Annotated in this window: 26 protein-coding genes; 6 read left to right on the forward strand and 20 right to left on the reverse strand. The window is 70.3% G+C overall.

All coding sequences use genetic code 11. From position 1 onward, the window contains the following. Positions 1 to 32: 32 nt before the first annotated feature. Positions 33 to 656, reverse strand: coding sequence for a superoxide dismutase (locus tag F9C11_RS32780; RefSeq protein ID WP_409181229.1), 624 nt, complete (start codon positions 654 to 656; stop codon positions 33 to 35). Positions 657 to 869: 213 nt separating this feature from the next. On the opposite strand from F9C11_RS32780, the gene F9C11_RS32785 reads away from it, so the two are divergent. Together F9C11_RS32785 and F9C11_RS32790 are read left to right on the forward strand one after the other, a co-directional pair. Further along, positions 870 to 1,241, forward strand: coding sequence for a hypothetical protein (locus tag F9C11_RS32785; RefSeq protein WP_409181230.1), 372 nt, complete (start codon positions 870 to 872; stop codon positions 1,239 to 1,241). A 57-nt stretch (positions 1,242 to 1,298) separates the two neighbouring features. Next, a complete protein-coding gene (locus tag F9C11_RS32790; protein WP_409181231.1) occupies positions 1,299 to 1,877 on the forward strand; it encodes a DUF305 domain-containing protein in 579 nt (192 codons plus the stop codon). A gap of 892 nt (positions 1,878 to 2,769) precedes the next feature. On the opposite strand, the gene F9C11_RS32795 is transcribed toward F9C11_RS32790, so the two are convergent. Genes F9C11_RS32795 through F9C11_RS32805 form a run of 3 tightly spaced genes read right to left on the reverse strand, consistent with a single transcriptional unit; the run spans position 2,770 to position 4,659 of the window. Beyond that, positions 2,770 to 3,120 (reverse strand): RGCVC family protein, encoded by a 351-nt coding sequence (locus tag F9C11_RS32795; RefSeq protein WP_409181232.1) that lies wholly within the window; start codon positions 3,118 to 3,120, stop codon positions 2,770 to 2,772. A 58-nt stretch (positions 3,121 to 3,178) separates the two neighbouring features. Then, positions 3,179 to 3,571, reverse strand: coding sequence for a DUF5994 family protein (locus tag F9C11_RS32800; RefSeq protein ID WP_409187023.1), 393 nt, complete (start codon positions 3,569 to 3,571; stop codon positions 3,179 to 3,181). 38 nt (positions 3,572 to 3,609) lie between these two features. Further along, positions 3,610 to 4,659 (reverse strand): fatty acid desaturase family protein, encoded by a 1,050-nt coding sequence (locus F9C11_RS32805; RefSeq protein WP_409181233.1) that lies wholly within the window; start codon positions 4,657 to 4,659, stop codon positions 3,610 to 3,612. 979 nt (positions 4,660 to 5,638) lie between these two features. Here F9C11_RS32805 and F9C11_RS32810 point away from each other — a divergent pair. Continuing rightward, positions 5,639 to 6,112, forward strand: coding sequence for a DUF5994 family protein (locus F9C11_RS32810; protein ID WP_409181234.1), 474 nt, complete (start codon positions 5,639 to 5,641; stop codon positions 6,110 to 6,112). A 314-nt stretch (positions 6,113 to 6,426) separates the two neighbouring features. Here F9C11_RS32810 and F9C11_RS32815 read toward each other — a convergent pair whose 3' ends face one another. After that, positions 6,427 to 7,092: a DNA alkylation repair protein gene (locus F9C11_RS32815; protein WP_409181235.1), complete on the reverse strand. Its 666-nt coding sequence runs from the start codon at positions 7,090 to 7,092 to the stop codon at positions 6,427 to 6,429. Positions 7,093 to 7,177: 85 nt separating this feature from the next. Here F9C11_RS32815 and F9C11_RS32820 point away from each other — a divergent pair, with 85 nt between their 5' ends. Beyond that, entirely contained in the window at positions 7,178 to 7,588 is a 411-nt protein-coding gene (locus F9C11_RS32820; protein WP_409181236.1) for a hypothetical protein, read from the forward strand. Here F9C11_RS32820 and F9C11_RS32825 read toward each other — a convergent pair. From F9C11_RS32825 to F9C11_RS32870, 10 genes are all read right to left on the reverse strand, one after another. After that, positions 7,564 to 8,193 carry a flavin reductase family protein gene (locus tag F9C11_RS32825; RefSeq protein WP_409181237.1) on the reverse strand — a complete coding sequence of 210 codons (630 nt, stop codon included), beginning with the start codon at positions 8,191 to 8,193 and terminating at the stop codon, positions 7,564 to 7,566. The genes F9C11_RS32820 and F9C11_RS32825 overlap by 25 nt on opposite strands. A gap of 6 nt (positions 8,194 to 8,199) precedes the next feature. After that, complete coding sequence (locus tag F9C11_RS32830; RefSeq protein ID WP_409181238.1) at positions 8,200 to 9,822, reverse strand: amidohydrolase; 1,623 nt, start codon at positions 9,820 to 9,822, stop codon at positions 8,200 to 8,202. Then, positions 9,819 to 10,844 carry an ABC transporter ATP-binding protein gene (locus F9C11_RS32835; protein WP_409181239.1) on the reverse strand — a complete coding sequence of 342 codons (1,026 nt, stop codon included), beginning with the start codon at positions 10,842 to 10,844 and terminating at the stop codon, positions 9,819 to 9,821. The genes F9C11_RS32830 and F9C11_RS32835 overlap by 4 nt, the downstream gene beginning before the upstream one ends. Continuing rightward, the gene (locus F9C11_RS32840; RefSeq protein ID WP_409181240.1) at positions 10,841 to 11,653 is read right to left on the reverse strand and encodes an ABC transporter permease; all 813 of its coding nucleotides are present in this window, start codon (positions 11,651 to 11,653) and stop codon (positions 10,841 to 10,843) included. The genes F9C11_RS32835 and F9C11_RS32840 overlap by 4 nt, the downstream gene beginning before the upstream one ends. Next, positions 11,646 to 12,527: an ABC transporter permease gene (locus F9C11_RS32845; protein WP_409187024.1), complete on the reverse strand. Its 882-nt coding sequence runs from the start codon at positions 12,525 to 12,527 to the stop codon at positions 11,646 to 11,648. The genes F9C11_RS32840 and F9C11_RS32845 overlap by 8 nt, the downstream gene beginning before the upstream one ends. Then, positions 12,524 to 13,564, reverse strand: coding sequence for an extracellular solute-binding protein (locus tag F9C11_RS32850; protein WP_409181241.1), 1,041 nt, complete (start codon positions 13,562 to 13,564; stop codon positions 12,524 to 12,526). Before F9C11_RS32850 ends, F9C11_RS32845 begins: the two co-directional genes overlap by 4 nt. Positions 13,565 to 13,574: 10 nt before the next feature. After that, positions 13,575 to 14,852, reverse strand: coding sequence for an aspartate aminotransferase family protein (locus F9C11_RS32855; protein WP_409181242.1), 1,278 nt, complete (start codon positions 14,850 to 14,852; stop codon positions 13,575 to 13,577). Between the two features lie 24 nt (positions 14,853 to 14,876). After that, positions 14,877 to 16,316 (reverse strand): aldehyde dehydrogenase family protein, encoded by a 1,440-nt coding sequence (locus F9C11_RS32860; protein WP_409181243.1) that lies wholly within the window; start codon positions 16,314 to 16,316, stop codon positions 14,877 to 14,879. A 187-nt stretch (positions 16,317 to 16,503) separates the two neighbouring features. After that, positions 16,504 to 17,046: a TetR/AcrR family transcriptional regulator gene (locus F9C11_RS32865; RefSeq protein WP_409181244.1), complete on the reverse strand. Its 543-nt coding sequence runs from the start codon at positions 17,044 to 17,046 to the stop codon at positions 16,504 to 16,506. Between the two features lie 105 nt (positions 17,047 to 17,151). Further along, complete coding sequence (locus tag F9C11_RS32870) at positions 17,152 to 17,442, reverse strand: alkylmercury lyase (RefSeq protein WP_409181245.1); 291 nt, start codon at positions 17,440 to 17,442, stop codon at positions 17,152 to 17,154. Positions 17,443 to 17,622: 180 nt separating this feature from the next. Here F9C11_RS32870 and F9C11_RS32875 point away from each other — a divergent pair, with 180 nt between their 5' ends. Next, positions 17,623 to 18,759: an FAD-dependent oxidoreductase gene (locus F9C11_RS32875; protein WP_409181246.1), complete on the forward strand. Its 1,137-nt coding sequence runs from the start codon at positions 17,623 to 17,625 to the stop codon at positions 18,757 to 18,759. On the opposite strand, the gene F9C11_RS32880 is transcribed toward F9C11_RS32875, so the two are convergent. Genes F9C11_RS32880 through F9C11_RS32895 form a run of 4 tightly spaced genes read right to left on the reverse strand, consistent with a single transcriptional unit; the run spans position 18,746 to position 22,069 of the window. Continuing rightward, entirely contained in the window at positions 18,746 to 19,684 is a 939-nt protein-coding gene (locus F9C11_RS32880; RefSeq protein ID WP_409181247.1) for a GNAT family N-acetyltransferase, read from the reverse strand. The two genes, F9C11_RS32875 and F9C11_RS32880, sit on opposite strands and share 14 nt — an antisense overlap. Before the next feature lie 12 nt (positions 19,685 to 19,696). Beyond that, the gene (locus tag F9C11_RS32885; RefSeq protein ID WP_409181248.1) at positions 19,697 to 20,374 is read right to left on the reverse strand and encodes an aspartate/glutamate racemase family protein; all 678 of its coding nucleotides are present in this window, start codon (positions 20,372 to 20,374) and stop codon (positions 19,697 to 19,699) included. Then, on the reverse strand, positions 20,371 to 21,375 hold the full coding sequence (locus F9C11_RS32890; RefSeq protein ID WP_409181249.1) for a D-cysteine desulfhydrase: 1,005 nt from the start codon (positions 21,373 to 21,375) through the stop codon (positions 20,371 to 20,373). Before F9C11_RS32890 ends, F9C11_RS32885 begins: the two co-directional genes overlap by 4 nt. A 37-nt stretch (positions 21,376 to 21,412) precedes the next feature. Next, complete coding sequence (locus tag F9C11_RS32895) at positions 21,413 to 22,069, reverse strand: IclR family transcriptional regulator (protein WP_409181250.1); 657 nt, start codon at positions 22,067 to 22,069, stop codon at positions 21,413 to 21,415. Positions 22,070 to 22,206: 137 nt separating this feature from the next. Here F9C11_RS32895 and F9C11_RS32900 point away from each other — a divergent pair, with 137 nt between their 5' ends. Continuing rightward, positions 22,207 to 24,087: an FAD-binding monooxygenase gene (locus F9C11_RS32900; RefSeq protein WP_409181251.1), complete on the forward strand. Its 1,881-nt coding sequence runs from the start codon at positions 22,207 to 22,209 to the stop codon at positions 24,085 to 24,087. Between the two features lie 48 nt (positions 24,088 to 24,135). Here the strand turns inward: F9C11_RS32900 and F9C11_RS32905 are convergent, their stop codons facing one another. Further along, positions 24,136 to 25,290, reverse strand: coding sequence for an epoxide hydrolase family protein (locus F9C11_RS32905; protein WP_409181252.1), 1,155 nt, complete (start codon positions 25,288 to 25,290; stop codon positions 24,136 to 24,138). Between the last annotated feature and the right edge of the window lie 10 nt (positions 25,291 to 25,300).

Here is a 25,300-nt window from a genome sequence, read left to right on the forward strand (position 1 = left end):
ACCCCGTTTCCGGTGCCTTCAGTGCGTCGGACTCAGCTGAGCAGCAGGCCGTTGCCGCCGGCGACGGCGTTGTCGAAGCGCTTGCTGATCTCGGCCCAGTTGAAGACGTTCCACAGGGCGTTGACGTAGTCCGGCTTCACGTTCTTGTAGTCGAGGTAGAACGCGTGCTCCCAGACGTCGACCAGCAGGATCGGCACGGTCGGCAGGATCAGGTTGTTGTGGTGGTCGCGCAGCTGCTGGGTGATCAGCGTCTTGCCGATCGGATCCCACGACAGCGCGCCCCACCCGTTGCCCTGGATCGTGGTGGACACCGCGGTGAACTGGGCCTTGAACTTGTCGAACGAGCCGAACGCCTCGTCGATCGCCGCGGCCAGCTCGCCGGTCGGCTTGTCCCCGCCCTCCGGCGAGAGGATCTTCCACCACACGACGTGGTTGGCGTGCCCGGCCAGGTTGAACGCCAGCGTCGTCTCCAGCCCCACGATCGAGCCGAAGTCGCCCGCCTCCCGCGCGGCGGCGAGCTTGTCCAGCGTGTCGTTCGCGCCCTTGACGTAGGTCGCGTGGTGCTTGCTGTGGTGCAGCTCGTTGATCTCACCGGAGATGTGCGGCGCGAGAGCACCGTAGTCGTAATCGAGTTCGGGCAGCTCGTACCGGGCCATGGGCCCTCCTTCTGTCTTCGACATCAAGTCTTGCCCCCTCGAACCTAGTAGCACACCCCGGCCCCGGGCGAGCGGGGGCAGCCTCGGCGCCACGGGCTGGAACCCGGTTGAGTGAATGTTCAACTTCCGATACGGGACGCGTTCGCCGACCACTGAGCGTGACCGGTTTGTCCGCCCCGCGCTGACTCCCTGGTGCCGGGTACGGTTGGCCCCATGGCGACGTCCCGGCTCGGCAGCGTGCAGCGGGTGCTGCTGCTGTTCGCGCTGGCGCTGGGCGTCGCCGTGATGCACCACGCGCCCTCCCCCGCCGCCGGGCACGCCATGACGAGCCAGGTGTCCGTCGAGACGCATTCGACCGCCCCGGCCGCCGACTCCGGCATGCCCGCCGGCGAGCACTCGATGCTGCATCTCTGCCTGGCGGTCCTGTACGCCGCCGGCGCGCTCGTCCTCGGCCTGCTGGCGTTCCGCCGGTACACCGCCGTGACCGCGGCCTTCGACGGCACGCGCGGCTCCCCCGCGACCGACCGCCCGCCCGACAGACGGGGCCGGGTCGTCCTGACTTCTCTCTGCGTGCTGCGAACCTGATCGGCATTCCCGTTCCGGTCTTGCTTCGCAATTTTCCTTTTGAGAGAAGGTTTTTTCATGCGCAAAATCTTTTTCGGCGGTGCCGTGCTGGCCGCCGCGCTCCTGCTCGGCGCGTGCGGTGGCCCGGACGCCCCGGCTCCCGCGCCCAGTGCGCAGGCGGGGCACAACGCCGCTGATGTCGCGTTCGCCCAGCAGATGGTCCCGCACCACCAGCAGGCGCTGGAGATGGCGAAAATGGTGCCGTCGCGCAGCAGCAACCCGAAGGTGGTGGACCTGGCGGGCCGGATCGACCAGGCGCAGGACCCGGAAATCCGGCAGATGCAAGGCTGGCTGACGGCCTGGGGCGCCCCGTCCGCGAGCCACTCCATGCCCGGCGGCCACGAAATGTCCGGCGACCACCAGATGACCGGCATGATGTCGGACGCCGATATGAAAAGCCTGGACGCCGCCAAGGGTGCGGACTTCGACCGGTCGTGGCTGGAGATGATGATCAAGCACCACCAGGGCGCGGTCGAGATGGCGAAGACCGAGCTGGCCCAAGGGGCGGATGCCGGGGCGAAGGCTCTGGCGCAGCGGATCGTCGACGCGCAGCAGGCGGAGATCGCCGAGATGCAGGGTCTGCTGAAGCGAGGCTGATCCCGTGCGGAGCCGGAGCCGCGCGCGTGGCTCCGGCTCCTTCGAACGACCGCCGCTCCGGCCGGGCTCCACTGCCGCCGCAATGCCCGGGCATCCCGCCGGACCCGCCTCCGAGTGCGCTGCTCCCCCGGCCGGGGATGCGAAGGTCCGTGAGAGGATCCCTGAGCTTGTGTTTCGAAACCCAGTGGCGTGGCCAGGCGTCGGCTGCGATAAGGGCGTGGCGCGGAGGCCATTGCGTGGAGGCGGGCAAGCCGCCACATAGCACAAGGCTCAACGACTAGCTGCCCGGGTTTCGGAACACCCTCTGAAGGAATCTGATTCCCTCAGAGTTCCCCTCACGGACCTCGGCGGAGACCAGGGAGCGCACCGGAAATTGCCTGCCGAGCGGACGGAACTGGTGTCCAGCCGTGCGCGGGCTCCGTTTCCCGGCAGCACTGCTGGTGGAGGATCCAGACGAAGGGTGGCTGCGTAGTGGCGCGGAAGCGCTCCCGCGGTTGATCGCGGGGGCGTTTTTGCTACCTGGTGCACAGCCAGTCCTGCACTAGCACTGCGGCTCGTTCGCGCGGCAGTTCCGTGGCATGGCGGCGGGCGTAGTCCACCGAGGGTGCGTGGTCGAGGAGTGCGCTGCTGCCCACGAGCCCCGCCCGGAATCGCGTTCGCTTTCGGCCGCGGGCGCTGTGGCCGGGCTTCCGATGTGGCCCGCTTCGACGAGAGCCGCCTCGTTCGAGCCTCCTCCGCTCACCACACCGTTCGAGCCGTCTCCGCTCACCACCGTGTTCACGGCCGGGGAGCCCGCGCAACAGCGATCGGCAAGGGTTCCGGCCAGCCCCTGGCCGAGGCCGGACTCCCGCACCCCTCACCGACGCGGGACGGCCCGGACGCGCGAAGGCCGTCAGCGTCGCAGTTGTTCCGGCGCCTCGTCGAGAAGGTGCAGCAGCCGCGCCGCCAAAGCCTGGCAGGCGGCGTCGGTCAGGCCGGTGTCTTGTTTGAGCACGTCCCGTACCGCCGCGAGCCGCTGGTCGTACCGTGAAACGTAGTCGAGCTCGCGGGCCATGTTCCCGTCCTCTTCAGCGGTTTCCGTGCTTCCCGCGGCGCAAGCGCAGCCGCGGTGGTGTCCGGCCGCCGCGGTCGCGGCGCAGAAGCGTTCCGCGATCGCGTCGTGCCCGGTCTTCTCGTGCCGGCACACCGGGCAGGTGCCGGCGGGCCGGGCCGCGGGCGGCGGCGCGGCGCGCAGGCTGTTCATCTCCGGTCTCCGCGCTGGCCGGCCCGCGGCCGTTGGCAGTCCACAATGGACATCGCAGTCACCGTGTTCCGGCCGCGCCGTTGGCGGACAGGATTTCCGCCGCGGTGGCGGTGGAATCGCCGTCCGCGGCCGAGCGCAGCACCGCGCGGGCCGCCCCGCCGGGGACTTCCTCCGGCACCACCAGCAGGCTCACCCGGCGGGAGTCCGTCCCGAGCACTATGACGGTGTCCGGATCCGTCTCCCGGAACCCTTCCAGCCGCACGGTCCGGTCGCCGAGGCGGACTTTGCGCGCGGCCGGGCCCCAGGTGTCCAGGTGATACGACACGCGGGCCACCGAGCCCACCCACTCTTCGAGCGCGGCGGCCAGTGCGGGCAGTTCGGCGGCCAGGTCAGCCGAACGCGGCCACCAGCCGCCGTCGACGTGCCCGCGTTCGGCGCCGGCCCGCTTCATCGTCACCCGGGCCGCTGTTTCCCGGCTCCGCCCCGCCGTCATCGGGAACCGCCCCCGCCGGCCGGCGCCGCCCGCAGCGGGGAACCGACCTGGTGCAAATGCCGCAGGACGTCCGCGTAGGTGCGCAGCAGCCCGCCTTGGCTGTAGCTGATCTCGCGGGCGCGGCAGAAGTCCCGCACCAGCGGCTGCGCCCGCCGCAAGGTCGCCATCGGGATGTTCGGGAAGAGGTGGTGCTCGATCTGGTAGTTCAGCCCGCCGAGCGCGTACGTCATCCAGTGGCCGCCGCGGACGTTGTGCGAGGTCAGCACCTGGCGGCGGAGGAAGTCCAGCCGGTGGCCCTGCTCCAGGTGCGGCATCGCCTTGTGGTTGGGCGCGAACGAGCATCCCATGTAGACGCCCCACGCGGCGTGGTGCACCGCGATGAACACGACCGCGATCCCCGGCGGCAGCAGCAGGAACACCGCCGCGAGATACGCGGCCAGATGACCGGTCAGCAGCACCGCGTCCAGTCTCCGCGACTTGATCCCGCCGTGCCACACCGCCTTGATCCCCGACCAGTGCAGGTCGAGGCCTTCCAGCAGCAGCAAGGGAAAGAACAGGAACGCCTGGTATTTCGCCATCCAGCGCAGGAAACCCGCCTTCGCGCGGCCCTGGCCGGTGCTGAACGCCAGCGCGGGAATGTCGATGTCCGGATCGGAGTCCTCGAGATTCGGGTTCGCGTGATGCCGGTTGTGCTTGCCCACCCACCAGCCGTAGCTCAGGCCGACCAGTCCGGCCAGTCCCGTGCCGACCGCGTCGTTCGCGCGGCGGCCCCGGAAGATCTGCTTGTGCCCGGCGTCGTGGCCGAGGAACGAAAGCTGCGTGTAGGCGACCGCCAGCAGCAGAGCGGTGCCCAGCTGCCACCAGCCGTCGCCGGCGAGCGCGAGCAGCACCCAGGCCCCGCCGAAAGCCAGCAAGGCCGCGCTGCCGCGGATCAGGTAGTGCACCGGACGGCGGCGGAACAGTCCCGCCGACTTCACCAGTGCCGACAGCTCGGCGTAATCGCTTCCGTGCGGAGGGCCCGGCCCTCGCGGGGCCGCCGGTTTCATTTCGTCCATTGTGGAACTCCAAGTCGAGTGCGGGCGGCGGGAGGACGCCACCCGATGCCGTGAGAAGGACCGGCCGGCCGCGGAAGCGGGCCGGAAGCCGTCCGGGAACTGCCGGCCCTGGCGGGACGGAAACGCTCCCTGGGCGCATCCGCCCGGCGAAAAGGCCCGTTCTCGCGGATTTCCGCCATGCGCGGAACCTCCTCGGTCGTCGGCAGCCGTGACGCGGCTCGATCGGCGCGACCGAGGTCTGGGGTCCCTGCCCCGAACCCTACACCGAGCAGGCGCCCGGCGCGGGTTCAGCACGGCTGGGCACGGCGAACTCCGGTTCACCCGATTGCGGCTTCCCGCCCTGGTGAAAGCCCGGAACGGCACTCGTGCGGCGGCGCACCGCACCGGCCGGGGCACTCGGCGGTCCCCGCGGCCGGGACGCAGGGGTGTACCGTCGGTGGTGTCCGGGAACATCCCGTGCCGGCAGCCCAGCCCCCTCGTGGCGGGGACGAAAGCGCGGCGTGTAGCCGGGCCCACGGCACACCACCGTCACCCCAAGCGGCCGATAGGCCGCCGAGCCGCCCTCGCCGCAACCGCTTCGCGGCGCCGGCCGGTGGCGCCCACCAGGGAATGGCGGTGGTGCGACGTGGCTCGTCCGCCTCCTGATTCCCAGTGTCCGGCGGATCTTGCTTTACCCGGAAAGGAAAACCCGATCACCACTTTCGTCAGCACCCTCGTTTTCAGCCATCCCGTCGACGAGACGCCCCGTCCCGGCGCGCTCGTGCGGCCGCAGGACGACCGCTACGGCGGCCTGTTCCGCCAGCCCGCCGCCCCCTCCAGCGAACGGAACGACCCGCAGCCGCACGAAAGCCGAGCGCGGCACCGTCGCCGCTGACGCCCTGCCCTCTTCTTCGGCGCGCACCCTGTTTCCGCCGCGCAGCGCCGACGGCATCCGCCGCCGGGCCACCCGCACGCCGGACGGAGCGCCCCGATGATGCCAGTCCCCCAGCACCGTGCCGCCGGCCCGGTGATCGAATCCCTCGTGACCGGAAACCGGTTGCGGCTCAAGGAACCTGGTGCCGCGAAAGGCTGTTTCGACGGTGCCTGGTGGCCTCGTTCGCGAGAACCGGTCACGGAGTTCAGCGCCCTCGTCGCCGCGCTCGCCGACCGCTCCGGACGAGTGGACCGGATCGGCTTCAACCCGACCGCCTGGGACCTCGCGCCCGCCCGTCTGGCGCACGGCCCGAATCTGGTGCGGCTGGCCGGATTCTTCGGCCTCCAGCAGCACACCGTCGTGGTGGTCGGGCCGCGCCTCCACCACTTGACGCTCTTGGCGATTCCGCCGGAAGCCTCGCCGGACGCCGCGGAACGCGCGCTGAGCGCCGCTTCCGCCGCCGACAGCACCGATGCCGCGCTGGAGATCCTCCTCGGCAGCGGCATCCTCCTCTCGCGCCAGCTCGCCTAGCTCGCCCGAGCCGCTCGCCGGTCCCGCGGCCGGGATCGGAAGCCCGCCATGCCGACGCCACCCGCCCGCCCGCCGAACCGAGGCTTCGGCTCAAGCCGCCGCTGCCTCCCACCGGTTTCGTGGACGGCGGCTGGCGGCCCGCTTCGGCGGACCTGACGGCCGTAGTCCCGGTCCTCGCCGACCGGATCGGCCCCGGTGTGGCGCGTGGCCTTCGCGGAGCCGGCCTGGCTGCCCGCGGAACCGACGATCATCTCGCAGGGCACGCTCGTGCGACTGGAAGGATTGCGGCGACTACGGTGTTCGTCAGGGTTTCGTCAAGCCTTCCGCTTGACCATCTCCGCGATCCACACCGGCGCGTAGGGCGAGGTGCAGTTCGGCGGCGTCGGGTAGGCCTTGAGCACGCCCAGCCGCTCCCCGATGCCGATCGCGCGGTCGCGCAGGCCGGGGTTTTCGATGCCGATCTGGGCGAGGCAGTGGTTCATCGCCCACTGCAACCGGTCCGGGGCGGTTTTCATCTCGGCTTCGATGACGTCGAGCAGCCCGGAAAGGTCCACCCCGTCGGGTTTCTTGGCGACGCGATCCGCGGTCAGCGCCCAGCCCGCGCTCGCCACGACCGGATCGGGGTCGTCGAGCCAGGCCACGCGGAGGTCCTCGGCGTGGCGGCTCTTCTTGACGATGTTCGCGAGGAGCCAGTCGTGGACCTTGGGGGTGCCCGCTTCGCGCAGCATCGTGTCGAGGTCGGCACGGTCGAACTGCGTCGGCCGCGCGACGAGGAGAGCCAGCAGACGGGCGTTGGTGTCGCCGGTCCGCCACAGCTCGCGGGCGAGGTCGGGCTGGGCTTTGAGTTCTTTGGCGAGGGCGCGGAGCTTGCCGAGGTTGACGCTGTGGTCGTCGCCGTGGTTCTCGTTGACGGCCCGGATCTTGGGGTCGTGCAGCTCCGCGAGCCGGTCGAGGACCCCGGAGAGGGTTGCGTCGGCCACGGGAACCTCCCTGCTCAGGTGCGGACCGGGTCGAGGCTACGCGAAAGCGCGGTAACGATCACGGACCGGGGACCGTCTTCCTGGCATGACCCGGACCCGCCTCGCCGCCGCCGTCGCGCTGGTCTTGGCGCTGGCCGGGTGCACCGGGCATCCGCCTGCCCAGCACGCCGTCGCCGGAGCACCGCCGACGAGCCAGCTCACTCCGGAACCAGCTCCGTCCGCCGCGGCAGTCCCGGCCACCGCACCGCCGGCTGCCTCAACCCCGGCCAAAGCGACCCGCGCGCCGAAGACCACCACGCCGAAAACCAAACGGCGCGATCCCGCGACCAGTCCCGGTTGCGGCCTCCGCGCGGTCACCGCGGGCAAGTTCAACCCGCGCTGCAAGGAATACCAGGGCTACCTCGACCCCGGCGGCCCCGGCCGGCCGAGGACCTCCGGCGAAGTCCAGCGCGAATCGGCCTGCCGGCAGGGTCAGCTGCCCGCGTCCGAGTGCTGACCTCCGGCCAGGAACTCCTCCGGAGCGGGAATCGGCACCCGCACCCAGTTGTCCACCCGGGTGAACGTCGCGCCGCCCATGCGGCCCACCGGCCGGTACACGTCCTGGTCCAGGCGGCCGTCCGGGCGCAGCAGGCGGTCGTCCACCGCTACTCCGACCACCTCGCCGAACACCAGGTGCGCGCCGCGGAATTCCTCGATCTTCACCAGCGTGCATTCCAGGGTCGGGCCCGCCCCCGCGGGATGCGGCACGGCGATCCGCACCCCGGGCGTCCACGACAACCCGACCTGTTCCGCTTCGTCCACTGAGGAGTCCACTGTGGACGCAGTGCGCGCGACCAACTCCTCCTGGCCGCTCAGCGCTATCGTGATCGCGAACTCGCCCCGCGCCTCAACGTTGGCCAGAGTGTCCTTTGTCGCTTCCGAAATCGAGAAGACCACCGTCGGCGGGTCCATCGTCAGCGGCGCGAAGTAGCTGAACGGCGCGAGATTCCGCACGCCCTCGCCGTCCACCGTGCTGACCCACGCGATCGGCCGCGGGACGACGGCGTTCTTCACCATCCACACGAAAGCGCCGCGGTCGGCGTCCGTATTGCTGCTGTACACGAAACCTCACTCTGTCACGATCCGTCCCCCGAGCACAGTCAGATCCGACCGTACGCTCAGCAACTCCGCCTCCGCCGCGGTGACCGGATCGTGGGCAAAAACCGCCAGGTCGGCGAGGGATCCGACGCGGAGAGTGCCCTTGGCGCCCTCCGCGTGTTCCAGCCACGCCGGGCCGGTGGTCCACAACCGCAGCGCTTCCTCCCTGGTGAGCGGGCTGGCCACGGCGGCGTAGGCGTTTGGCCCGGGCGAACCGGTGAAGGTGGCCACGCCGCGGCGCCAGTCCGGCACGGTCACCGGGGCGTCCGAGCTGTCGGCGACCACCACGCCGTGGTCCAGCAGGGCTCGCGCGGGGAACGCGTCGGCCCAGCGAGCCTCGCCCAGCACCCGGACCATCGACGGGCCGCTGTAGGTCCGCATCAGCGAGCTGGTGATGACTCCGATCCCGGACCGCGCCAGGCGGGAGAGCACCGCGGCGGACAGGAAAGTGCCGTGGATCAGCGCGTGCCGGGCGGCTGGCCAAGGGTCGGCCGCCTGGGCCGCCTCGATCGCGTCGACTACCGCGTCCGCGGCCCGGTCGCCGGTCACGTGGACCTGCACCCGCACCCGGCGCACGTGCGCGACCCGGATCAGTTCGTGCAGCTCACGGACCCGCGCCTCGTCGTCCGGGCCGAAGGTCACCAGGCTTCCGTGCCCGCCGGACGGGTACGCCGAGTGCATCCACGCGGTGCAGTGCGTCGGCACCCCGTCGGCGAACAGCTTGATGCCGCCGATCCGCAGCAGGTCGTCGCCGACGGAAAAGTCCGTCTCGTCCAGCAGCTGCGCCAGCGAGGCGGCCGAAGTCGCCGGCGACGGCCAGTTCCAGTGCAGCAGCGCGGTGATCCGCAGTCGCAGCCGGCCGGCGGCGTGCAGGTCGCGGTAGTCCTGCCACAGGTCCGGCGGGACGATCGGGTCGGTCACGCTCGTCATCCCGAGCGCGTTCAGCCGTTCCATGCCGCGCACGATCGAATCCAGCCGGACGGACCGGCTCGGCTGCGGCACCAGCGAAGCGACCAGTTCCTGCGCGCTCTCCACGAGCACGCCGGTCGGCTCCCCGGCGGCGTCCCGGACGATCTCCCCAGCTTCCGGATCCGGGGTCGCGGCGGTGATTCCGGCACCGGCGAGCGCCGCGCTGTTCGCCCACACCTCGTGGGACGACGCGTGATGCAGCACCGTCGGTTTCGAGCCGGTCACCCCGTCGAGCCAGGCGCGGGTCGGCGCCGCTCGACCGTCGGCGAACTCGGCGATCGTCGTTTCCCGCCAGCCGCGGCCGACGATCCACTCCCCCGGCGACGCGTCCGCCAGCGCACGGGCCAGCGAAGCCAGGTCCGAGACGGCGGAAAGGTCCACACAGAACTCCGGGCCTGCGGCCGCGTGGAAGGCCAGGTGCAGATGCGCGTCGTTCAGTCCAGGCAGGACAGTCCGGCCGGCCAGCTCGACGACCCGTGCGTCCGGCGCCGCGGCGGCGGAAACTGTCTGGTCGTCGCCGACCGCGGCGATGCGGCCGTCCGAGATCAGCACCGCGGAAACCGTTCCGATCGCGGGGTCGAAAGTCCGGACTACCCCGCCGCGCAGCAGCAGATCCTCAGTCATACCGCCGCCAATTCCGGAACGTCGCCGCTCGGCACCACGGCCTGATGCTCCGGATGCCACGCGACGATCACCTCGTCCCCCGGTCGATGGTCGTGCGCGACCCCGGCCGACAGCACCGCACAACCGCGGGCACCGTCGGAGTACCGCAACCAGATCCGCGTGTGATCCCCGACGTACACGATGTCGGTCACCCGCGCGCTCGCCCGCTGATGTCCACTCGGGACTGGATCCGCGGAAGTGTGCAGGGTCAACCGTTCCGGCCGCACGATCGTCACCTCCCCCGGCGTGAGCGACAACGCGTTGGACTCCCCTACGAATTGCGCGACGAACAATGTTTTCGGCCGCTCGTACAATTCCTCCGGCGTGCCGACCTGTTCGATCCGGCCGTCGTTGAACACCGCGATCCGGTCCGACAAGGTAAGCGCCTCCTGCTGGTCGTGCGTCACGAAGAGGAACGTCATTCCCAATTCCCGGTGCATCCGGGCGATTTCGCGCTGCAGCTGATCGCGCAGTTTCTTGTCCAGCGCGCCCAGCGGCTCGTCCATCAGCAGCGCGCGCGGTTCGTACACCACCGCCCGCGCCAAGGCGACCCGTTGCTGCTGACCGCCGGAAAGCTGGCGCGGCAACCGGTCCCGCACCGCGGTGAGCCCGACCAGTTCCAGCACCTCGTCCACCCGCCGCGCGATCTCCGGTTTCGGCACCTTGCGCTGGGTCAGTCCAAAAGCGACATTGCGTGCCACCGACAGGTGCGGAAACAGCGCGTACTGCTGGAAAACCACGCCGAGATTCCGCCGGTGCGGTTTGAGCCGCGAGATCTCCTGACCGTCCACAGTGATCGATCCGGACGTGAGCGGGGTGAACCCGGCGATCATCGACAGCATGGTCGTCTTGCCCGAACCGGACGGGCCGAGGAAGGTCATGAACTCGCCGTCGGCGATGTGCAGCGAAACGTCGTCCACGGCGGGCCGGTCGACGCCGGGATAAGCCTTCGTCACGTGTGCGGTCGCGATTCCGTCAGTCATGAGTGCTCTTTTCGGCGCAGAACAGCGGGGACGAACAGCAGAAGGGTGGTGAACACGACGATCAGGCTCGACGCCGCGGCGATCGTCGGGTCGATTTCCAGCACGATCGATTCGTACATTTTCACCGGCAGCGTCTTGATCGCGGGCGTCTGCAGGAACAACGCGACCACGACCTCGTCGAACGACGTGGCGAAGGCGAACACGAATCCGGACAGCACGCCGGGCGCGATGATCGGGAGCACGACCTTGCGCAGCGTCGTGAGCCGGGGCGCGCCGAGGCTGGCCGCGGCTTTCTCCATGGTCGGGTCGTACCCGGCCAGGCTCGTCCGCACGGACGTGAGCACGAACGGCAGCCCCAGCACCGCGTGCGCCAGCACGAAACCGAGCATCGTGCCGTTCAGCTGCCAGCGCAGGAAAACCCCGTAGATCGCGACCGCCACCACGACGCCGGGCAGGATCATCGGAGCCATCAGCAGCTGCCTCACGACGCCCCCGCGCATCCGGTCGAGCGCCAGCGCGGCCGCCACGCCGAGCACCGTCGCCAGCGCCGCCGCGAGCAGGCCGACCTGCACGGAATTCGCCAGCGCGGCCAGCCATTGCTTGCTGGTGAAGAACTCCGCGTACCAGTGCCACGACCAGTCCTTCGGCGGGAACTCGAACGTCGAGCCCGCGCCGAAGCTCATCGGGATCACCACGAGCGTCGGCGCGACGAGCACGAACGCCACGAGGACGACCCACACCCGCAAGCCCCAGCCGAGGCTGCGCTGCCGCACCGCGGCGGCCCTGCTGATGGACGGCTTGTCAGCCACGGCCGGCACCTCCGGCCGCACTGGTGCCCAGCGGCGCGGCCACGCGGCTGAGCACGGCGAGCACCACGAGCGTGACGACCAGCAGGATCGTCCCGAGCGCACCGGCGCCCGCGAAGTCCAGCAGGTCGTTGACCTGGGTGCCGATCACCTGCGCGACCAGCGCCTGCTGCGGCGTGCCGAGCAGCGCCGGGGTGATGTAGAAGCCCAGCGACATGATGAACACCACCGACACCCCGGCCAGCACGCCCGGCATCGACAGCGGCAGGTACACCCGCAGGAACGCCACCGGCCGCCGCGCGCCGAGGCTGCCCGCCGCGTGGAGCAGGCTGCGGTCGATGCTCAGCATCGAACTTTGCAGCGGCAGCACCATGAACGGCAGCATCACCTGCACCATCGCGACCGTCACGCCGGCTACCGAACCCAGCAGCACGACGCCGTCGAAGCCGATCGCCGACAGCGCCTTGTCGAGGACGCCACCGCGCTGTTCGAGCACGTACCAGGCGAAGTTGCGCGCCATCAGGCTGGTCCAGAACGGCATCAGCACCAGCAGCGTCAGCACCGACCGCGCGCGGCGGCCGACGAGCGTCATCGCGTACGCGTAGGGGTAGCCGATGACGAGCGTGGCCGCGGTGATGATCAGCGCGGTCCGCAACGTCCGCAGCAGCACCCGGAGCTGCACCTCATCGCCCAGCACCGCCAGGTAGTTGCCGATCCCGAACGACGGTTCGGTGAAGCTGCGCCACAGGATCACGGCCAGCGGATAGAAGAAGAACACCAGCACCACCGCCGCAGCGGGCAGCAGCAGCCACGAGGTCCGCCGTTTTCCGGACCCGGCCCGCGGCACGGCCGGGGGTCTCGTCGCCGCGGCGGTCATCCGGTCGTCCAATCCGACCACGCCTTCACCAGCGCGGGCCGGTTCGCCGCCCAATAACGCACGTTGCTGAGCACTCGCAAGTCCTCCTTGCCCTCGCCCCAGATGTCGAGCTGGCGGCCGATCTCCGAACGGGCGGCGGGGGCGGCCGTGTTGGCCGGTCCCACGCCCGCCCGCGCGGCGAAGTCCGCCGCTTGCGCCGGTTGCGAGGCGAAGCGGATGAGTTTCTTCGCCTCCTCGGCGCGTGCCGTCCCCTTCGGCACCACCAAGACATCCCAGGTCACCGGCACTGGGATGTCAGGCACCACCTTCCAGTTCGTCGCCCCCGCCTTGAGCAGCGAGAACGCCCGGGCGCTGACAATCAGCGCCAGATCCGCCTGCCCGCCGGCCATGCGCTGCTGCTGGTCGCCGTACGTGCTGCTGATGGACAGCTGCGGCCGGATCCGGTCGTACATCCGCAGCGCCCGGGGCAGGTCCAGCGGATACAGCCGGTCTCGCGGCACGCCGTCGGCCAGCAGCGCGGCCTCGATCGTGCCGACGCTCGGATCGCCGCCGTAGATGATGCGGCGGCCGGGGAACTGCTCGGGGTCGAAGAAATCCGCGAGTTTCGTCGGCGGATGCTGGCCGTAGACCTTGGAGTCGTACATCAGCATCATGCCGAAGAAGGCGTCCGGCACTCCGCAGTCGGTGAGCGAGCCTTCCGGGAACCCGGCGGCCTGCGCCCCCATGTCGATGGGCTCCAGGAGGCTCCCGCACACCGCGGCGGCCGCGGACGCGTCGGTGTCGACGACGTCCCAGGTCACCTTCCCCGCCTCGACCATCGCCTTGAGCTTGGCGTTGCTCGACGGGCCGTCGAGGGTGACCGTGGTCCCGGTCCGCTGCTCGTACGGGTCGAACCACGCCGCGCGCTGGCCCGCCTGGTACGCGCCTTGGCCGTAGGAAACGAACACGAGCGAGTTCGGGCCGCCCTCGGAAATCGCGCAGCCGGCGGTGGCGAGCAGAAGCGCGGCGGACAACAGCGTCGGCATCCGGCGTCTCATGGCCCCTCCGTCAGCTCGCCGCGGCCGCGACGTGCTTGCCCAGCACGTCGGCCAGCGTGTCGATCTGGTCCTCGGTGATCACCAGCGGCGGGGACAGCACGATGCTGGTCCCGGACGCGCGGACCACCACGCCGTCCGCGCGGCAGCCCGCCTGCACCGGCGCGGTGGGCCGGTCCGCGAACTCGATGCCGAGCATCAGGCCGACGCCGCGGACCTCGCGCACGTGCGGCAGTTCGGCGAGCGGATCGAGCCGGGCGCGCAGCCGGGCGCCGAGGACGGTGGCGCGTTCGAGCAGGTTCTCCTTTTCGATCAGGTCGAGATTCGCCAGCGCGACCGCCGAGCCGACCGGATGGCCGTTGTAGGTGAAACCATGAAGGAACGTCGCGCCTTCGGCGAGTTCGAGCACCCTCCGTCCAATGAGGACCGCACCCATCGGAATGTACCCGCTGGTGAGCCCCTTAGCGGTGACGATCATGTCCGGTTCGACGCCGAAATGCTCGCTGCCGAACCAATGTCCGGTGCGGCCGAACGCGGTCACGATCTCGTCCACGATGAGCAGAATCCCGTGCCGGCGCAACACTTCCTGTACACGCGGCCAGTAGCCCTCGGGCGGCGGCACCATTCCGCCGACGCCGAGCACCGGCTCCCCGATGAACGCGGCGATCCGATGTGGACCGATCTCCTCGATGCGCTTCTCCAATTCGGCAACCAGCAGTTCAGTCGCGTTGGGACCGTGCTCGAGGCCGTGCGGTTTGCCGAGCCATTCGACGTCCGGCAGCAGCGGACCGTATCCGGCACGCAGGCCCTCGATCCCGGTCGCGGCCAGCGACGCGCCTCCCATGCCGTGGTAGCCGCCGTGCCGGGCCAGCACCACGGTGCGTTCCGGCGAGCCCGCGTGGTGGAAGGCGAGCCGGGCGAGTTTGATCGCGGTTTCGTTGCCCTCCGAACCGCCGTTGGTGAGGAAAACGCGCTCCAGCCCGGCCGGGGCGAGCGACAGCAGGCGTTCGGCGAGGCGGATCGACGGCGCGTTGGAGTAGTCGCCGAAGGACGAGTAGAACTCCAGCTTGCGGATCTGTTCGGCGGCGACGTCGGCGAGTTCGGTGCGGCCGTGGCCTACCGGGCATTGCCAGAGGCCGCAGGTGCCGTCGAGGTATTGCTTTCCGTCGGTGTCCCACAGCAGCGCGCCTTCGCCGCGGTCGAGGACGAGTGGTTCGGCCGGGTCGCCGATGACGGTGTGCGGATGGATGAGGGCGCGCCGGTCGGCGGCGGCGAGTTCGGCGGTGGTCAATGCGGATTCCTTTCGGGGAGCGGTTCAGAACCGCAGAGCGACGGCTTTGGTCTCGGTGTAGGCCTCGATGCCTTCGGCCCCGCCTTCGCGTTCCTGGCCGGAGTTCTTCTGGCCGCCGAACGGAAGTTCCGGACGCACCGGTGCCGGGTCGTTGACGCCGAACACGCCGAAATCGAGCCGGTCGAGCGTGCGCCAGATGCGGCGCAGATCGGTGCCGAACACGTAGGCGGCGAGGCCGTAATCGGTGGAATTGGCCAATTCGACGGCTTCGTCGTCGGTGCGGAAGTCCGATACCGCGAGCACCGGGCCGAACGTTTCCTCACGGCTGATGAGCATGTCCGGCGTGACGTCGGCCAGCACCGTGGGCTCGAAGAAATGGCCCGGCAGCGCGGAATCCGTCCATCGGCGGCCGCCGACGAGCACGCGCGCGCCCTTGCCGACCGCGTCCGCGACCTGGTTCTCCACCTTCGCCAGCCCGGCCTCGTCGATCAACGGCCCGACGTCGGTGCCCTCGGCGTCGCCCCGGCCGACCTTCAGCGCGGCGGTTTTCTTTTCGATCAAGGAAAGCAAGTCGTCGCGGACGCTTTCGTGAACGTACAACCGGTTCACCGCCGTGCAGCTCTGCCCGGCGTTGAAGAACTTCCCGGCGACGACGCCCGCCGCGGCCGCTTCGAGATCGGCGTCCTCGAACACGATCGCCGGGGAATGCCCGCCCATTTCGAGCGACGTGCGGCGGAGAATGTCGCCGGTCTGGCGCAGCAGGCCCAGCCCGACCTCGGTGGAACCGGTGAAACTGACCTTGCGCAACCGCCGGTCGGCCAGCAGTTCCCCGACGAGTTCGGCAGGCCGCGTGGTGGTCAGCGACTGCAGCACGCCGTCCGGCAATCCGGTGTCCTGCACGATTTCCAGCAGCGCGGTGGCGATCAGCGGGGTTTGCTCGGCCGGTTTCGCGAGGACCGGGCAGCCCGCGGCGAGCGCGAGGCCGACCTTGCGGATCAGCATGCTGGCCGGGAAGTTCCACGGCGTGATCGCGAGCACCGGGCCGACCGGAGCGCGCAGCACGAGCCCCGGGCCGGCCGCGTTCGCCGGGGTGACCCGCCCGTACGCGCGGCGGCCCTCCTCCGCCGCCCACTCCAGCATCCGGGCGGCTCCGGCGAGTTCGCCGTTCGCCTCGGCGAGCGGTTTCCCGTTCTCGCGGCTCAGCAACGCGGCCAGTTCGCTTTGCCGCGCGCGGATTCCGGCGGCCGCGGCGCGCAGGTGGCCGCTGCGGGTCTCCGGATCGGTGTCCGCCCAGCCCCGGGCGGCGCGCGCGGCCGCGGCCAGCGCGTCCCGCGCCTGCCCGGGCCCCGCGTCGGCGGCCTGGCCGAGGACGGCGAGGCTCGCGGGGTCGACGACGTCGAAGGTCGCCGGGGCGGACTGCCAGCGGCCGTCGATCAGCAACGTCGCGGCGGCGGTGTCGGGCATCGGTGCGCCTTTCGGTTCGGCGGGTTCGGGGATGCGCCGAGTGTGCCCCCGGGTGTTGATTAAGTCAACACCTTGAGCGGCCGGGAAATTCCGAAAAGGACAGTGGGAAGATCTTGCCGCGCAACGGCATTCGGCAACACTTCGACCCCGGCCGCGCCGTGCGCGACCGGGGTGCGGCGAGGTTCGGTTACCGCGCGGCCGCGAGCAGGCCGCGCAGGGCTTCGAGCGCCGGGCCCGGATCGACGTCCGGATCCGCCGCCTGGTGCAGGAACATTCCGTCGAGGGCGTAGAACACGAGCTGGGCCAGCCCGCCGCCGGCCGACAGCTCCTTGCCGACCGCGGCGAGATAGCCGTCGTAGAGCCGCCGCACGACCGGCCGCAATTCGGGCCGCCGCGCCGCCTCCACGACCAGCTGGTACTGGAACACTTGCAGGTCCGCGCTGTCCCGGAACCGCTGGCGCACCTCGGGACCGTCCGCGTAGACGCCGGTGCGGGCGCCGATCAGGCCGTTTTCCGCGCTTTCCTCCAGCACCAGGTCCAAAGAGGACTGGAGGAGGTCGTCGATCGAGGAGAAATGGTGCTGGACCGCGCCGGTGGTGCAGCCCGCCGCCCGGGCGACCGCCCGGTAGGTGAGACCGCGCAGCCCTTCCGAAGCGACCACGCCGACCGCCGCCCGGCGCAGCGCGAGCTTCGTCCCGGCCGGGTCGTCCGGGGTTCCGGACCGGCTCATCCGCACCTCCTCGGCCGAAGTCGGACCGACCCTACATTACATCTGTAATGTAGACCAGGGCGACGAGTGCCGCGAAGACAACTCGCGGACCGCGCCGGCTTCCGGTCAGGCTTCCACGGCGGCAGCGGACAGCGCGGCGAGCACCCGCTCCCGGGTCGGCACGTCGAGCCGGCACGCGGCTCCCGCGACCGATTCGGCCGTTCCCATCACGTCCACCCCGTCGACCAGAATCGTCGGAGAGCGGTACCGGCCGACGCGTTCGACCACCGCGGCCTCGAGGCCGCTCGCGGCGAGGCATTCGGCGACCAGCGCCCGCGCCGCCTCGGCGTGCGGGCAATCCGGGGCGGTCAGCAGGTCCACCCGCGGCCCGCGGATCTCCGGCCCGGTCGCGCACATGCTTCCAGCCTAGGCGGAAATCGGTCCTTGACAATCCGCTTCCGGAAAAAGCTAGGGTGGCCCAGGACGTCGAAAGCCACGGCCCGGTGGGTAGTCCGGGCGGCGCGTCGCGCTCGTACCCGCACCTCTCCGGTGCGTCCAGCACGTCCCCGTGTCCCGTATCCAGAAGGGGAATTCGCTGTGCCCGGAAAACTTCGCGTCCTGATCATCGGAGCCGGCGTCGGCGGTCTCGCGCTCGCGCAGGGATTGCACCGCGCCGGGGTTGCCGTGACAGTCTGCGAACGGGATATCTCAGCGGCCGGCCGGCGGCAGGGGTATCGCCTGCGGCTCGACCCCGACGGTCTCGACGCCCTCGACCGGCTGCTTCCCGCGCATCTCAGCCAGGCGATCTGGGATGCCAGTTCGACGCCGTCGCGTACCAGCTACCTCACCGGGACGCCGCCGGAGGAACCCGTCGAGCGCAATGTCTCGATCAACCGCCTCACCCTGCGGGAGATCCTCCTGCACGGCCTGGACGATGTCGTGCAGTTCGGCCGCGAGTGCACCGGATACCGCCTGGACGGCGCCGTCACCGCGACCTTCGCCGACGGATCGGCCGCGTCCGCCGACGTCCTGGTCGCCGCCGACGGCGTGAATTCCGTGCTACGCCGGCACTATCTCCCGCACGCCCGCGTGATCGACACCGGCGTGCGCATCCTGTACGGCCGCTTTCCGCTCACCCGCGAGACCGCCGAGCTGATCCCCGACGAATGGTTCGGGCTCTACCGCGGGCTCGTCGGCCCGGACCACCAGCACATCGGCATCGCCCCGGTCCACTCCCGGCGTCCGGCCTCGCTGCCGGGCCTGACCGACACCGGCGACTACGTGATGTGCCTGCTCGCCGCCCGCACCGAACTGCTGCCGTACTCCGACGACGAACTCCGCGCCGCCACCGGACTCGAGTTGCGGGAGATGACGGTTTCGCTGGCCCGCACGTGGAATCCGCGGGCGAGCGAACTGCTGGCCCTCGCGGATCCCGGGACGGTGTTCCCCATTTTCATGCGCACCAGCGTGCCGATCGAGCCGTGGCCGACCACGCCGGTGACGCTGCTCGGCGACGCGATCCACGCGATGAGCCCCGCGGTCGGCGTCGGCGCGAACATCGCGCTGCGGGACGCCGAACTGCTCACCAGAAAACTCACCGAGCCTGGTGCCGACCTCCTCCCGGCGCTGCGGGAGTACGAGAGCGCGATGCTCGACTACGGTTTCGAGGCGGTCCGGAGGTCCGCGAAGTTCGGCGCGATGCGGATGGGCCAGCCGCCGCTCACGCAGGCTTGAGCAGCGGCACGTCCCGCGAGATCTCCCGGAATCCGACGCTGTAGTACAACCCGCGCGCCGCCGGACGTCCCGGCGCGCCGAGGCAAGCGACCGTCGCGTGGGTGGCTCCGGCCGCCCGCGCGCGGTCCATGCCGTGCAGCAGCATCGCGCGGCCCAGCCCGCGCCGCCGGTAGTCCGGATGGGTGCCGACCGGCTCGAATTCGACGGTCTTGTTCGCCTCGTCGAGCCACATGATCGTGGACGCCGCCATCGTCCCGTCCGGTGCTTCGACCAGGACGTGCAGGTCGCCGCGATACGCCGGGGTCGCGCGGACGCCCTCGTAGCTCTCCAGCGAGTACGAGCTGGCTTCCCACGCAGCCAGGTGCGCCTGCACGGCTGCCTCCGGTCCGGCTTCGGCAGCGGTGCGGAAGCGGAATCCGTCCGGCAGCAACGGTTTTTCGAGCACCTCGAGAGCGCGTTCGTTGAGCTGCGTCCAGGATCCGGTGTCGCCGAGGCCGTCCGGATCGGGCCGGTAGCCGTGTGCCGCCCAGCGTTCCAAGCCGAACTTGTCCGCCGCGCCGGGCAGCACGGTACGTTCGAGGCCGTCGGCGGTGGCGTCGAACCAGCCGATCACCTCGTCCACCAGCTCGGCGTGTTCGGGATGGACCTGATATGCCAGATACGCGCCGGTGATGTCTTTGACCGACCCGTCGCTGCGCCGCACGCTCCGGGGCAGGTGCGCCCAGCCCCACGCGACCAGGTCGTCCCCGGCGAAGCACAGCCGGCGGACCCAGCTCGCCCCTTGGGCGGCGTGCGCTCTGCCCCAGTTCCAGGCCAGTTCGCCGTAGGACGCGTCGCTGTTGACGAGTTCCGGCCGCACGGCGGTGATCCGCTGCGCGAGACCCTGCATGAGCTGCACATCCGCGGCGGTCAGCAGATCAGTCATGGCCGGACTCTGTCAGCCGGACGGCCGGGCGTCGACCGGTTTTCCCCCGCAGCGGCGGATCATCGCGTCGGCGAGCAGGTCCGTCGGGTCCAGGACTCCGGCCGCCTGCCCCGCCACCAACGGAAGTTCTGTGCACGCCAGCACCGACAACGGCGCGTCGACGTCGGCCAGCGCCCGGTCGAAATGCTCCGCTCCGCCTGCCAGGTCGCCGCGTTTCACCGCCGCGACCGCGGCATCGACGTTCCGCTGCCCCGTTTCGGACGGCACTGTCCACTCGACGCCGGGCACCCCGCGTTGGTACAGCCCGGCGGCGATCGTCCCGCGAGTGCCGAGCAGCCCGACCGGACCCGTCCGTCCGGCGAGGTAATCCGCGGTTTCCGCGATCATGTCCACGAACGGCACACCGCTCTCGGCCGCCAGCCGGTTCAGGAAGAAATGCGCGGTGTGACACGGAATCGCGATGAGGTTCGCGCCGAGATCGCGCAGTTTTTCCGCTCCGGCGAGCAAAGCCGGATACGGGTCGGTGCTGCCGTCGAGGACCGCCGCCACCCGGTCCGGCACCGTCGGGTCCGCCCAGATCGCCACCCGCAGATGGTCCTGGTCGCGTTCCGCGGCCGTGCGCGCGACGAGTTTCGCGTAGAACTCCGCGGTCGCCGCGGGACCCATGCCGCCGAGGATCCCCGCGATCACGAGAAGGCCGACCGGTAGCCGAACAGTCCGGCGACGCCGCCGGTGTGCACGAACACGACGCGATCGGTCGCGGCGAACCGGCCCTCCGCGATCGCGCCGAGCAAGCCCGCGAAGCCCTTCCCCGAGTACACCGGGTCCAGCAGGATGCCTTCGGTTTCGGCGAGCAGCCGCACCGCGTCCACCATGGACTGGGTCGGCACGCCGTAGCCCTCGCCGACCCAGCGGTCGTCCACCAGCACGTCGTCGCGGGACACCTCGGCGCCGATCAGCTCCGCCGTCCGGCCGGCCAGCGCGTGCACCGCGTCGATCTGCCGCGCTTCCGGCTGCCGCACGCTCACGCCGAGCACCTTCGCCGGGCTGTGCACCGCGCGCAGTCCGGCGACGAGTCCGGCCTGGGTGCCGGTGCTGCCGGTCGCGTGCACGACCCAATCGACCGGGACCGGCGCGGCGTCCAGCTCCAGCGCGCACTGGACGTACCCGAGCGCGCCGATCGGGTTCGAGCCGCCGCCCGGGATCACGTACGGCCGCCGTCCCTCCGCGCGCAGCTTCGCCGCCACGTCTTCCATCGCCGCTGACATATCAGTTCCGGCCGGTACTCGGTCCACGATCTCCGCGCCGAGCAGTTCGTCGAGGAACACGTTGCCGGAATTCTCGTACTCCTCGTCGCGCACCTGGCGTTGTTCCAGCAGCAGTTTGCAGGACAGCCCGGCGCGCGCGGCGGCCGCGGCGGTCTGCCGGGCGTGGTTGGACTGCGTCGCGCCCTGGGTGATCAGCGTGTCGGCGCCGCGGGCGAGCGCGTCGCCGACGAGGAATTCCAGCTTGCGCGTTTTGTTGCCGCCGGTCGCCAATCCGGTGCAGTCATCGCGCTTGATCCAGAGGTCCGGAACGTCGCGGTGGCGTTCGCGCAGCCGCGCAGCGAGCCGGTCCAGCGGTTCCAGCGGGGTCGGGAAGTGTCCGAGCGGGAAGCGGGCGAAGCGCGTCGTCTGTACCACGGTCGCCATCGTGCTTCCCGCGCCCGGCCGCTGTCCACCGCGTCCATTACGGATGCAGTTCGGCCCGGATCACCTCGGCCGACCGCGCCAGCCGCTCCCCGATCGCAGAGATATCAGCCGGGCCGGTCAGATACACCACCGCGAGCGCGGCCGGATGCTGCCCGGGCACCGCGAGCGGCACCGCGATCGACGACAGCCCGGGGATCACCTCGTCATGACTCGTTTCGTACGGCGCCTTCTCCCCGCGCAGCTGCTGCAGGATCGCGCGCCCCGGTGCGCCGTCGGTGATCGGATGACGGCTGCCCGGCCGCTGCGCCACCGCCGCCGTCGCCTGCCGCGGCTCGACGCTGGCCAGCGTGACGACGGAATCCTCGCCGTCCAGCGTTGCCAGGAACGCCGTCATGCCCAGTTCGTTGGCGAGCACGGTCAGTTCGGGCAGCGCGGTGGACTGCAGATCGCGGGAAACGTTGCGCGCCAACGCCGCCAGCCGCGCACCCAGTTCCAGCTCTCCGTTCGCGCCGCGCACGACCAGGCCGTGGTCCTCGAGCGTGCGCACGATCCGGTAGGTGATCGACCGGTGCAGCCCGAGCCGCGCGGCCAGCTCGCCGATCGACAGCGGCGTATCGGCGTCGGCGAGCACTTCCAGCGCGGTGAGCCCGCGCGACAACGTCTGCGACCCGGCCGCTTGCTTGGCTTCCGTCACGACTCGGTCCTTCCCCGCGGGGTCTTGTGCACCGGAGCGGCCCACCTTAGCATCGATGCACTCAATAATTGAACAACGAGTTCTATTATCGAACACGTTGCCGCTTCGCAGTGCTCACAGTGAGGTGAGGAAACCCCATGCAGTTCCACCACCACGGCTACGTTTCCGGCGAACCGCGCGTCCTGCCCGCCGCCGGAACCGGGATCGACCGGCCCGAGGAACTGCCGGACGAGGTCGACGTGCTGATCGTGGGCACCGGCCCCGCGGGCATGATCACCGCCGCGCAGCTGTCCCGGTTCCCGAACGTCGCCACGCGCATCGTGGAACGCCGCGGCGGACGGCTCGAGGTCGGGCAGGCGGACGGGATCCAGGCGCGCAGCGTCGAAACGTTCCAGGCCTTCGGCTTCGCGAACCGGATCGTCGAAGAGGCGTACCGGATCACCACGATGTCGTTCTGGAAACCCGATCCCGCCGACCCGAAACGCATCGTCCGCTCGTCGCGCGTGCCCGACGACCCCACCGGGATCAGCGAATTCCCGCACCTCATCGTGAACCAGGCGCGCGTGCAGGACTATTTCGCCGAGTACATGGCCCATTCGCCGAGCCGGATGAAGCCCGATTTCGGCCTGGAATTCCAGTCGCTGGCCATCACCGAGGGCGACGAATACCCGGTGACCGTCACGCTGCGGCACACCACCGGCCCGCGCACCGGCGAGAATCGCGTGGTCCGGGCGAAATACGTGGTCGGCTGCGACGGTGCGCGCAGCGCGGTGCGCGAGGCGATCGGCCGGAAACTCGTCGGCGACCAGGCTTTGCACGCCTGGGGCGTGATGGACGTCCTCGCCGTCACCGATTTCCCGGACATTCGCACGAAATGCGCTATCCAGTCCCACGACGGCGGCAACATCCTGCTGATCCCGCGCGAAGGAGGGTCGCTGTTCCGGATGTACGTCGACCTCGGTGAGGTGCCCGAGGACGATCACGGCGCGGTGCGCAAGACGACGATCGACCAAATCATCGCGCGCGCCAACGCGATCATGCGTCCCTACACTTTGGACGTGAAGACCGTCGCCTGGCACAGCGTGTACGAGGTCGGCCACCGGCTCACTGACAAATTCGACGACGTTCCCGTCGGCGAAACCCGGCTGCCGCGTGTTTTCATCACCGGCGACGCCTGCCATACGCACAGCGCGAAAGCCGGGCAGGGCATGAACGTCTCGATGCAGGACGGGTTCAACCTCGGCTGGAAACTCGGCCACGTCCTCGACGGCCGCGGTCCCGCTTCGCTGCTGTCCACCTATTCCGCGGAACGCCAGCTGATCGCGAAAAACCTCATCGACTTCGACAAGGAATGGTCGACGCTGATGGCGGCCCGGCCGGAAGACCTGGCCGATCCGGCGGAACTGGAAGAATTCTACGTGAAGACCTTCGAGTTCCCGTCCGGGTTCATGACGTGCTACCAGCCTTCGGTGCTCATCGCCCGGCCGGACCACCAGGACCTGGCGACCGGTTTCCCGATCGGCAAGCGGTTCAAGTCGGCCCCCGTCATGCGGGTGTGCGACGCGAACGTCGTCCACTTAGGACACCACGCCCAAGCCGACGGCCGGTGGCGCGTCTACGTTTTCGCCCCCGCCGCACCCGATTCGGGCGCCGAACTCGCCGAATTCGCCGCGTGGCTGGGCAGCGCGGAGAATTCCCCGGTCGTGGCGCACACGCCGAAGAACCTGGACATCGACGCCTGGTTCGACGTGAAAGTCGTTTACCCGCAACCCTATGAGGAAATCGATCTCGGCGAGGTCCCGGAGATCTTCCTCCCCCGCACCGGCCCCTTCTCGCTGATCGACTACGAAAAGGTGTACGCGGCGGATCCGGCGGACGACATCTTCGCGGCCCGCGGCATTTCGCCCGGCGGCGCGGTCGTGGTGGTCCGGCCGGACCAGTACGTCGCGAACGTCCTTCCCCTTGCCGCGACCGCCGAACTCGCCGCGTTCTTCGCCCCGATCTTCGCCGCCGCATAGCCGGAAGGGGAACCCGGACGAAATCCGGGTTCCGCTCCCGTGCCCCGGTCACGCCCGCAGCACCGCGGCGAGCCCCTCCCGCAAGTCCCGCACGAAGTACTCCGGGACCTCCAGCGACGGGAAATGCCCGCCCCGTTCCGGCTCCCGCCACCGGACGATCTGCCGGAACCGCTCCCGCGCCCAGGGCCGGGGGGTCTTCTCGGTGTCGCGGGGATACATGCTGACCGCCGCCGGGACGTCCACCCGCAGCTCCGGATCCAGTGAATTGTGGCTCTCGTAGTAAATCCGGGCCGCGGACGCCCCGGACCGCGTCAGCCAATACAGCGTCACGTCGTCCAGGACGCGATCCCGGGAAATGGTCTCGAACGGACTGTCCTCGGTGTCCGACCACTCCGCGAACTTGTCCACGATCCAGGCGAGCAGCCCCACCGGCGAATCGACCAGCGAGTACCCGATGGTCTGCGGACGCGTCGCCTGCTGTTTCGCATACGCCGCGCGATGCCGCCAGAAATGCCGGGTCTCCTCGGCCCACCTGCGCTCGTCCGCCGTCAGCCCGTCCGCCGGCAATCCGGGCGGGCCTTCGGCGAACAACGTGTGGACACCGATCACCCGCTCCGGAAACCGGCCAGCGAGAATCGTGGTGATATTGCCGCCCCAGTCACCGCCGTGTGCCAGAAACCTCCGATAGCCGAGCCGATCCATCAGTTCCGCCCACGCGGCCGCGATCTTTTCCGTCCCCCATCCCGTCGCGGCCGGTTTATCGCTGTATCCGAATCCCGGCAAAGACGGAATCACCACGTGGAAGGCCGGCGCGCCGGCCTCGTCCGGATCCGCCAATTCGTCCACGACGTCCACGAACTCCGCGACGCTTCCCGGCCACCCGTGCGTCAGGATCAGCGGGGTGGCGTCGGCGCGCGGGGACCGGCGGTGCAGGAAGTGGATGCCCAGGCCGTCGATGACGGTCCGGAACTGGCCGATCCGGTCGAGCCGCTCTTCGAACGAACGCCAGTCGTACCCGGTCCGCCAGTAGTGCACGAGATCGACCAGGTCGGCGAGCGGAACGCCCTGGCCCCATCGCTGGTCGGCGGGCACCGTTTCGGCTTCCGGAAGCCTCGCCGCGGCCAGCCGCGCCCGCAGATCCTCGAGGTCGGCGTCCGTCGCGCGGGCTTGGAACGGTTCTACGTCGCTGGTCAGGCGGGTCATGAATCCTCCT

Origin of the sequence: Amycolatopsis sp. VS8301801F10, from assembly GCF_046195355.1 — a bacterium.
GTDB lineage: Bacteria > Actinomycetota > Actinomycetes > Mycobacteriales > Pseudonocardiaceae > Amycolatopsis.

What these genes read in the sequence shown, in the direction of transcription:
- F9C11_RS32780 (WP_409181229.1), bottom strand. Translation starts at nt 656, where the DNA reads ATGGCCCGGTACGAGCTGCCCGAACTCGATTACGACTACGGTGCTCTC.
- F9C11_RS32785 (WP_409181230.1), top strand. Translation starts at nt 870, where the DNA reads ATGGCGACGTCCCGGCTCGGCAGCGTGCAGCGGGTGCTGCTGCTGTTC.
- F9C11_RS32790 (WP_409181231.1), top strand. Translation starts at nt 1,299, where the DNA reads ATGCGCAAAATCTTTTTCGGCGGTGCCGTGCTGGCCGCCGCGCTCCTG.
- F9C11_RS32795 (WP_409181232.1), bottom strand. Translation starts at nt 3,120, where the DNA reads ATGAACAGCCTGCGCGCCGCGCCGCCGCCCGCGGCCCGGCCCGCCGGC.
- F9C11_RS32800 (WP_409187023.1), bottom strand. Translation starts at nt 3,571, where the DNA reads ATGAAGCGGGCCGGCGCCGAACGCGGGCACGTCGACGGCGGCTGGTGG.
- F9C11_RS32805 (WP_409181233.1), bottom strand. Translation starts at nt 4,659, where the DNA reads ATGAAACCGGCGGCCCCGCGAGGGCCGGGCCCTCCGCACGGAAGCGAT.
- F9C11_RS32810 (WP_409181234.1), top strand. Translation starts at nt 5,639, where the DNA reads ATGATGCCAGTCCCCCAGCACCGTGCCGCCGGCCCGGTGATCGAATCC.
- F9C11_RS32820 (WP_409181236.1), top strand. Translation starts at nt 7,178, where the DNA reads ATGACCCGGACCCGCCTCGCCGCCGCCGTCGCGCTGGTCTTGGCGCTG.
- F9C11_RS32830 (WP_409181238.1), bottom strand. Translation starts at nt 9,822, where the DNA reads ATGACTGAGGATCTGCTGCTGCGCGGCGGGGTAGTCCGGACTTTCGAC.
- F9C11_RS32835 (WP_409181239.1), bottom strand. Translation starts at nt 10,844, where the DNA reads ATGACTGACGGAATCGCGACCGCACACGTGACGAAGGCTTATCCCGGC.
- F9C11_RS32845 (WP_409187024.1), bottom strand. Translation starts at nt 12,527, where the DNA reads ATGACCGCCGCGGCGACGAGACCCCCGGCCGTGCCGCGGGCCGGGTCC.
- F9C11_RS32850 (WP_409181241.1), bottom strand. Translation starts at nt 13,564, where the DNA reads ATGAGACGCCGGATGCCGACGCTGTTGTCCGCCGCGCTTCTGCTCGCC.
- F9C11_RS32860 (WP_409181243.1), bottom strand. Translation starts at nt 16,316, where the DNA reads ATGCCCGACACCGCCGCCGCGACGTTGCTGATCGACGGCCGCTGGCAG.
- F9C11_RS32865 (WP_409181244.1), bottom strand. Translation starts at nt 17,046, where the DNA reads ATGAGCCGGTCCGGAACCCCGGACGACCCGGCCGGGACGAAGCTCGCG.
- F9C11_RS32870 (WP_409181245.1), bottom strand. Translation starts at nt 17,442, where the DNA reads ATGTGCGCGACCGGGCCGGAGATCCGCGGGCCGCGGGTGGACCTGCTG.
- F9C11_RS32880 (WP_409181247.1), bottom strand. Translation starts at nt 19,684, where the DNA reads ATGACTGATCTGCTGACCGCCGCGGATGTGCAGCTCATGCAGGGTCTC.
- F9C11_RS32890 (WP_409181249.1), bottom strand. Translation starts at nt 21,375, where the DNA reads ATGGCGACCGTGGTACAGACGACGCGCTTCGCCCGCTTCCCGCTCGGA.
- F9C11_RS32900 (WP_409181251.1), top strand. Translation starts at nt 22,207, where the DNA reads ATGCAGTTCCACCACCACGGCTACGTTTCCGGCGAACCGCGCGTCCTG.
- F9C11_RS32905 (WP_409181252.1), bottom strand. Translation starts at nt 25,290, where the DNA reads ATGACCCGCCTGACCAGCGACGTAGAACCGTTCCAAGCCCGCGCGACG.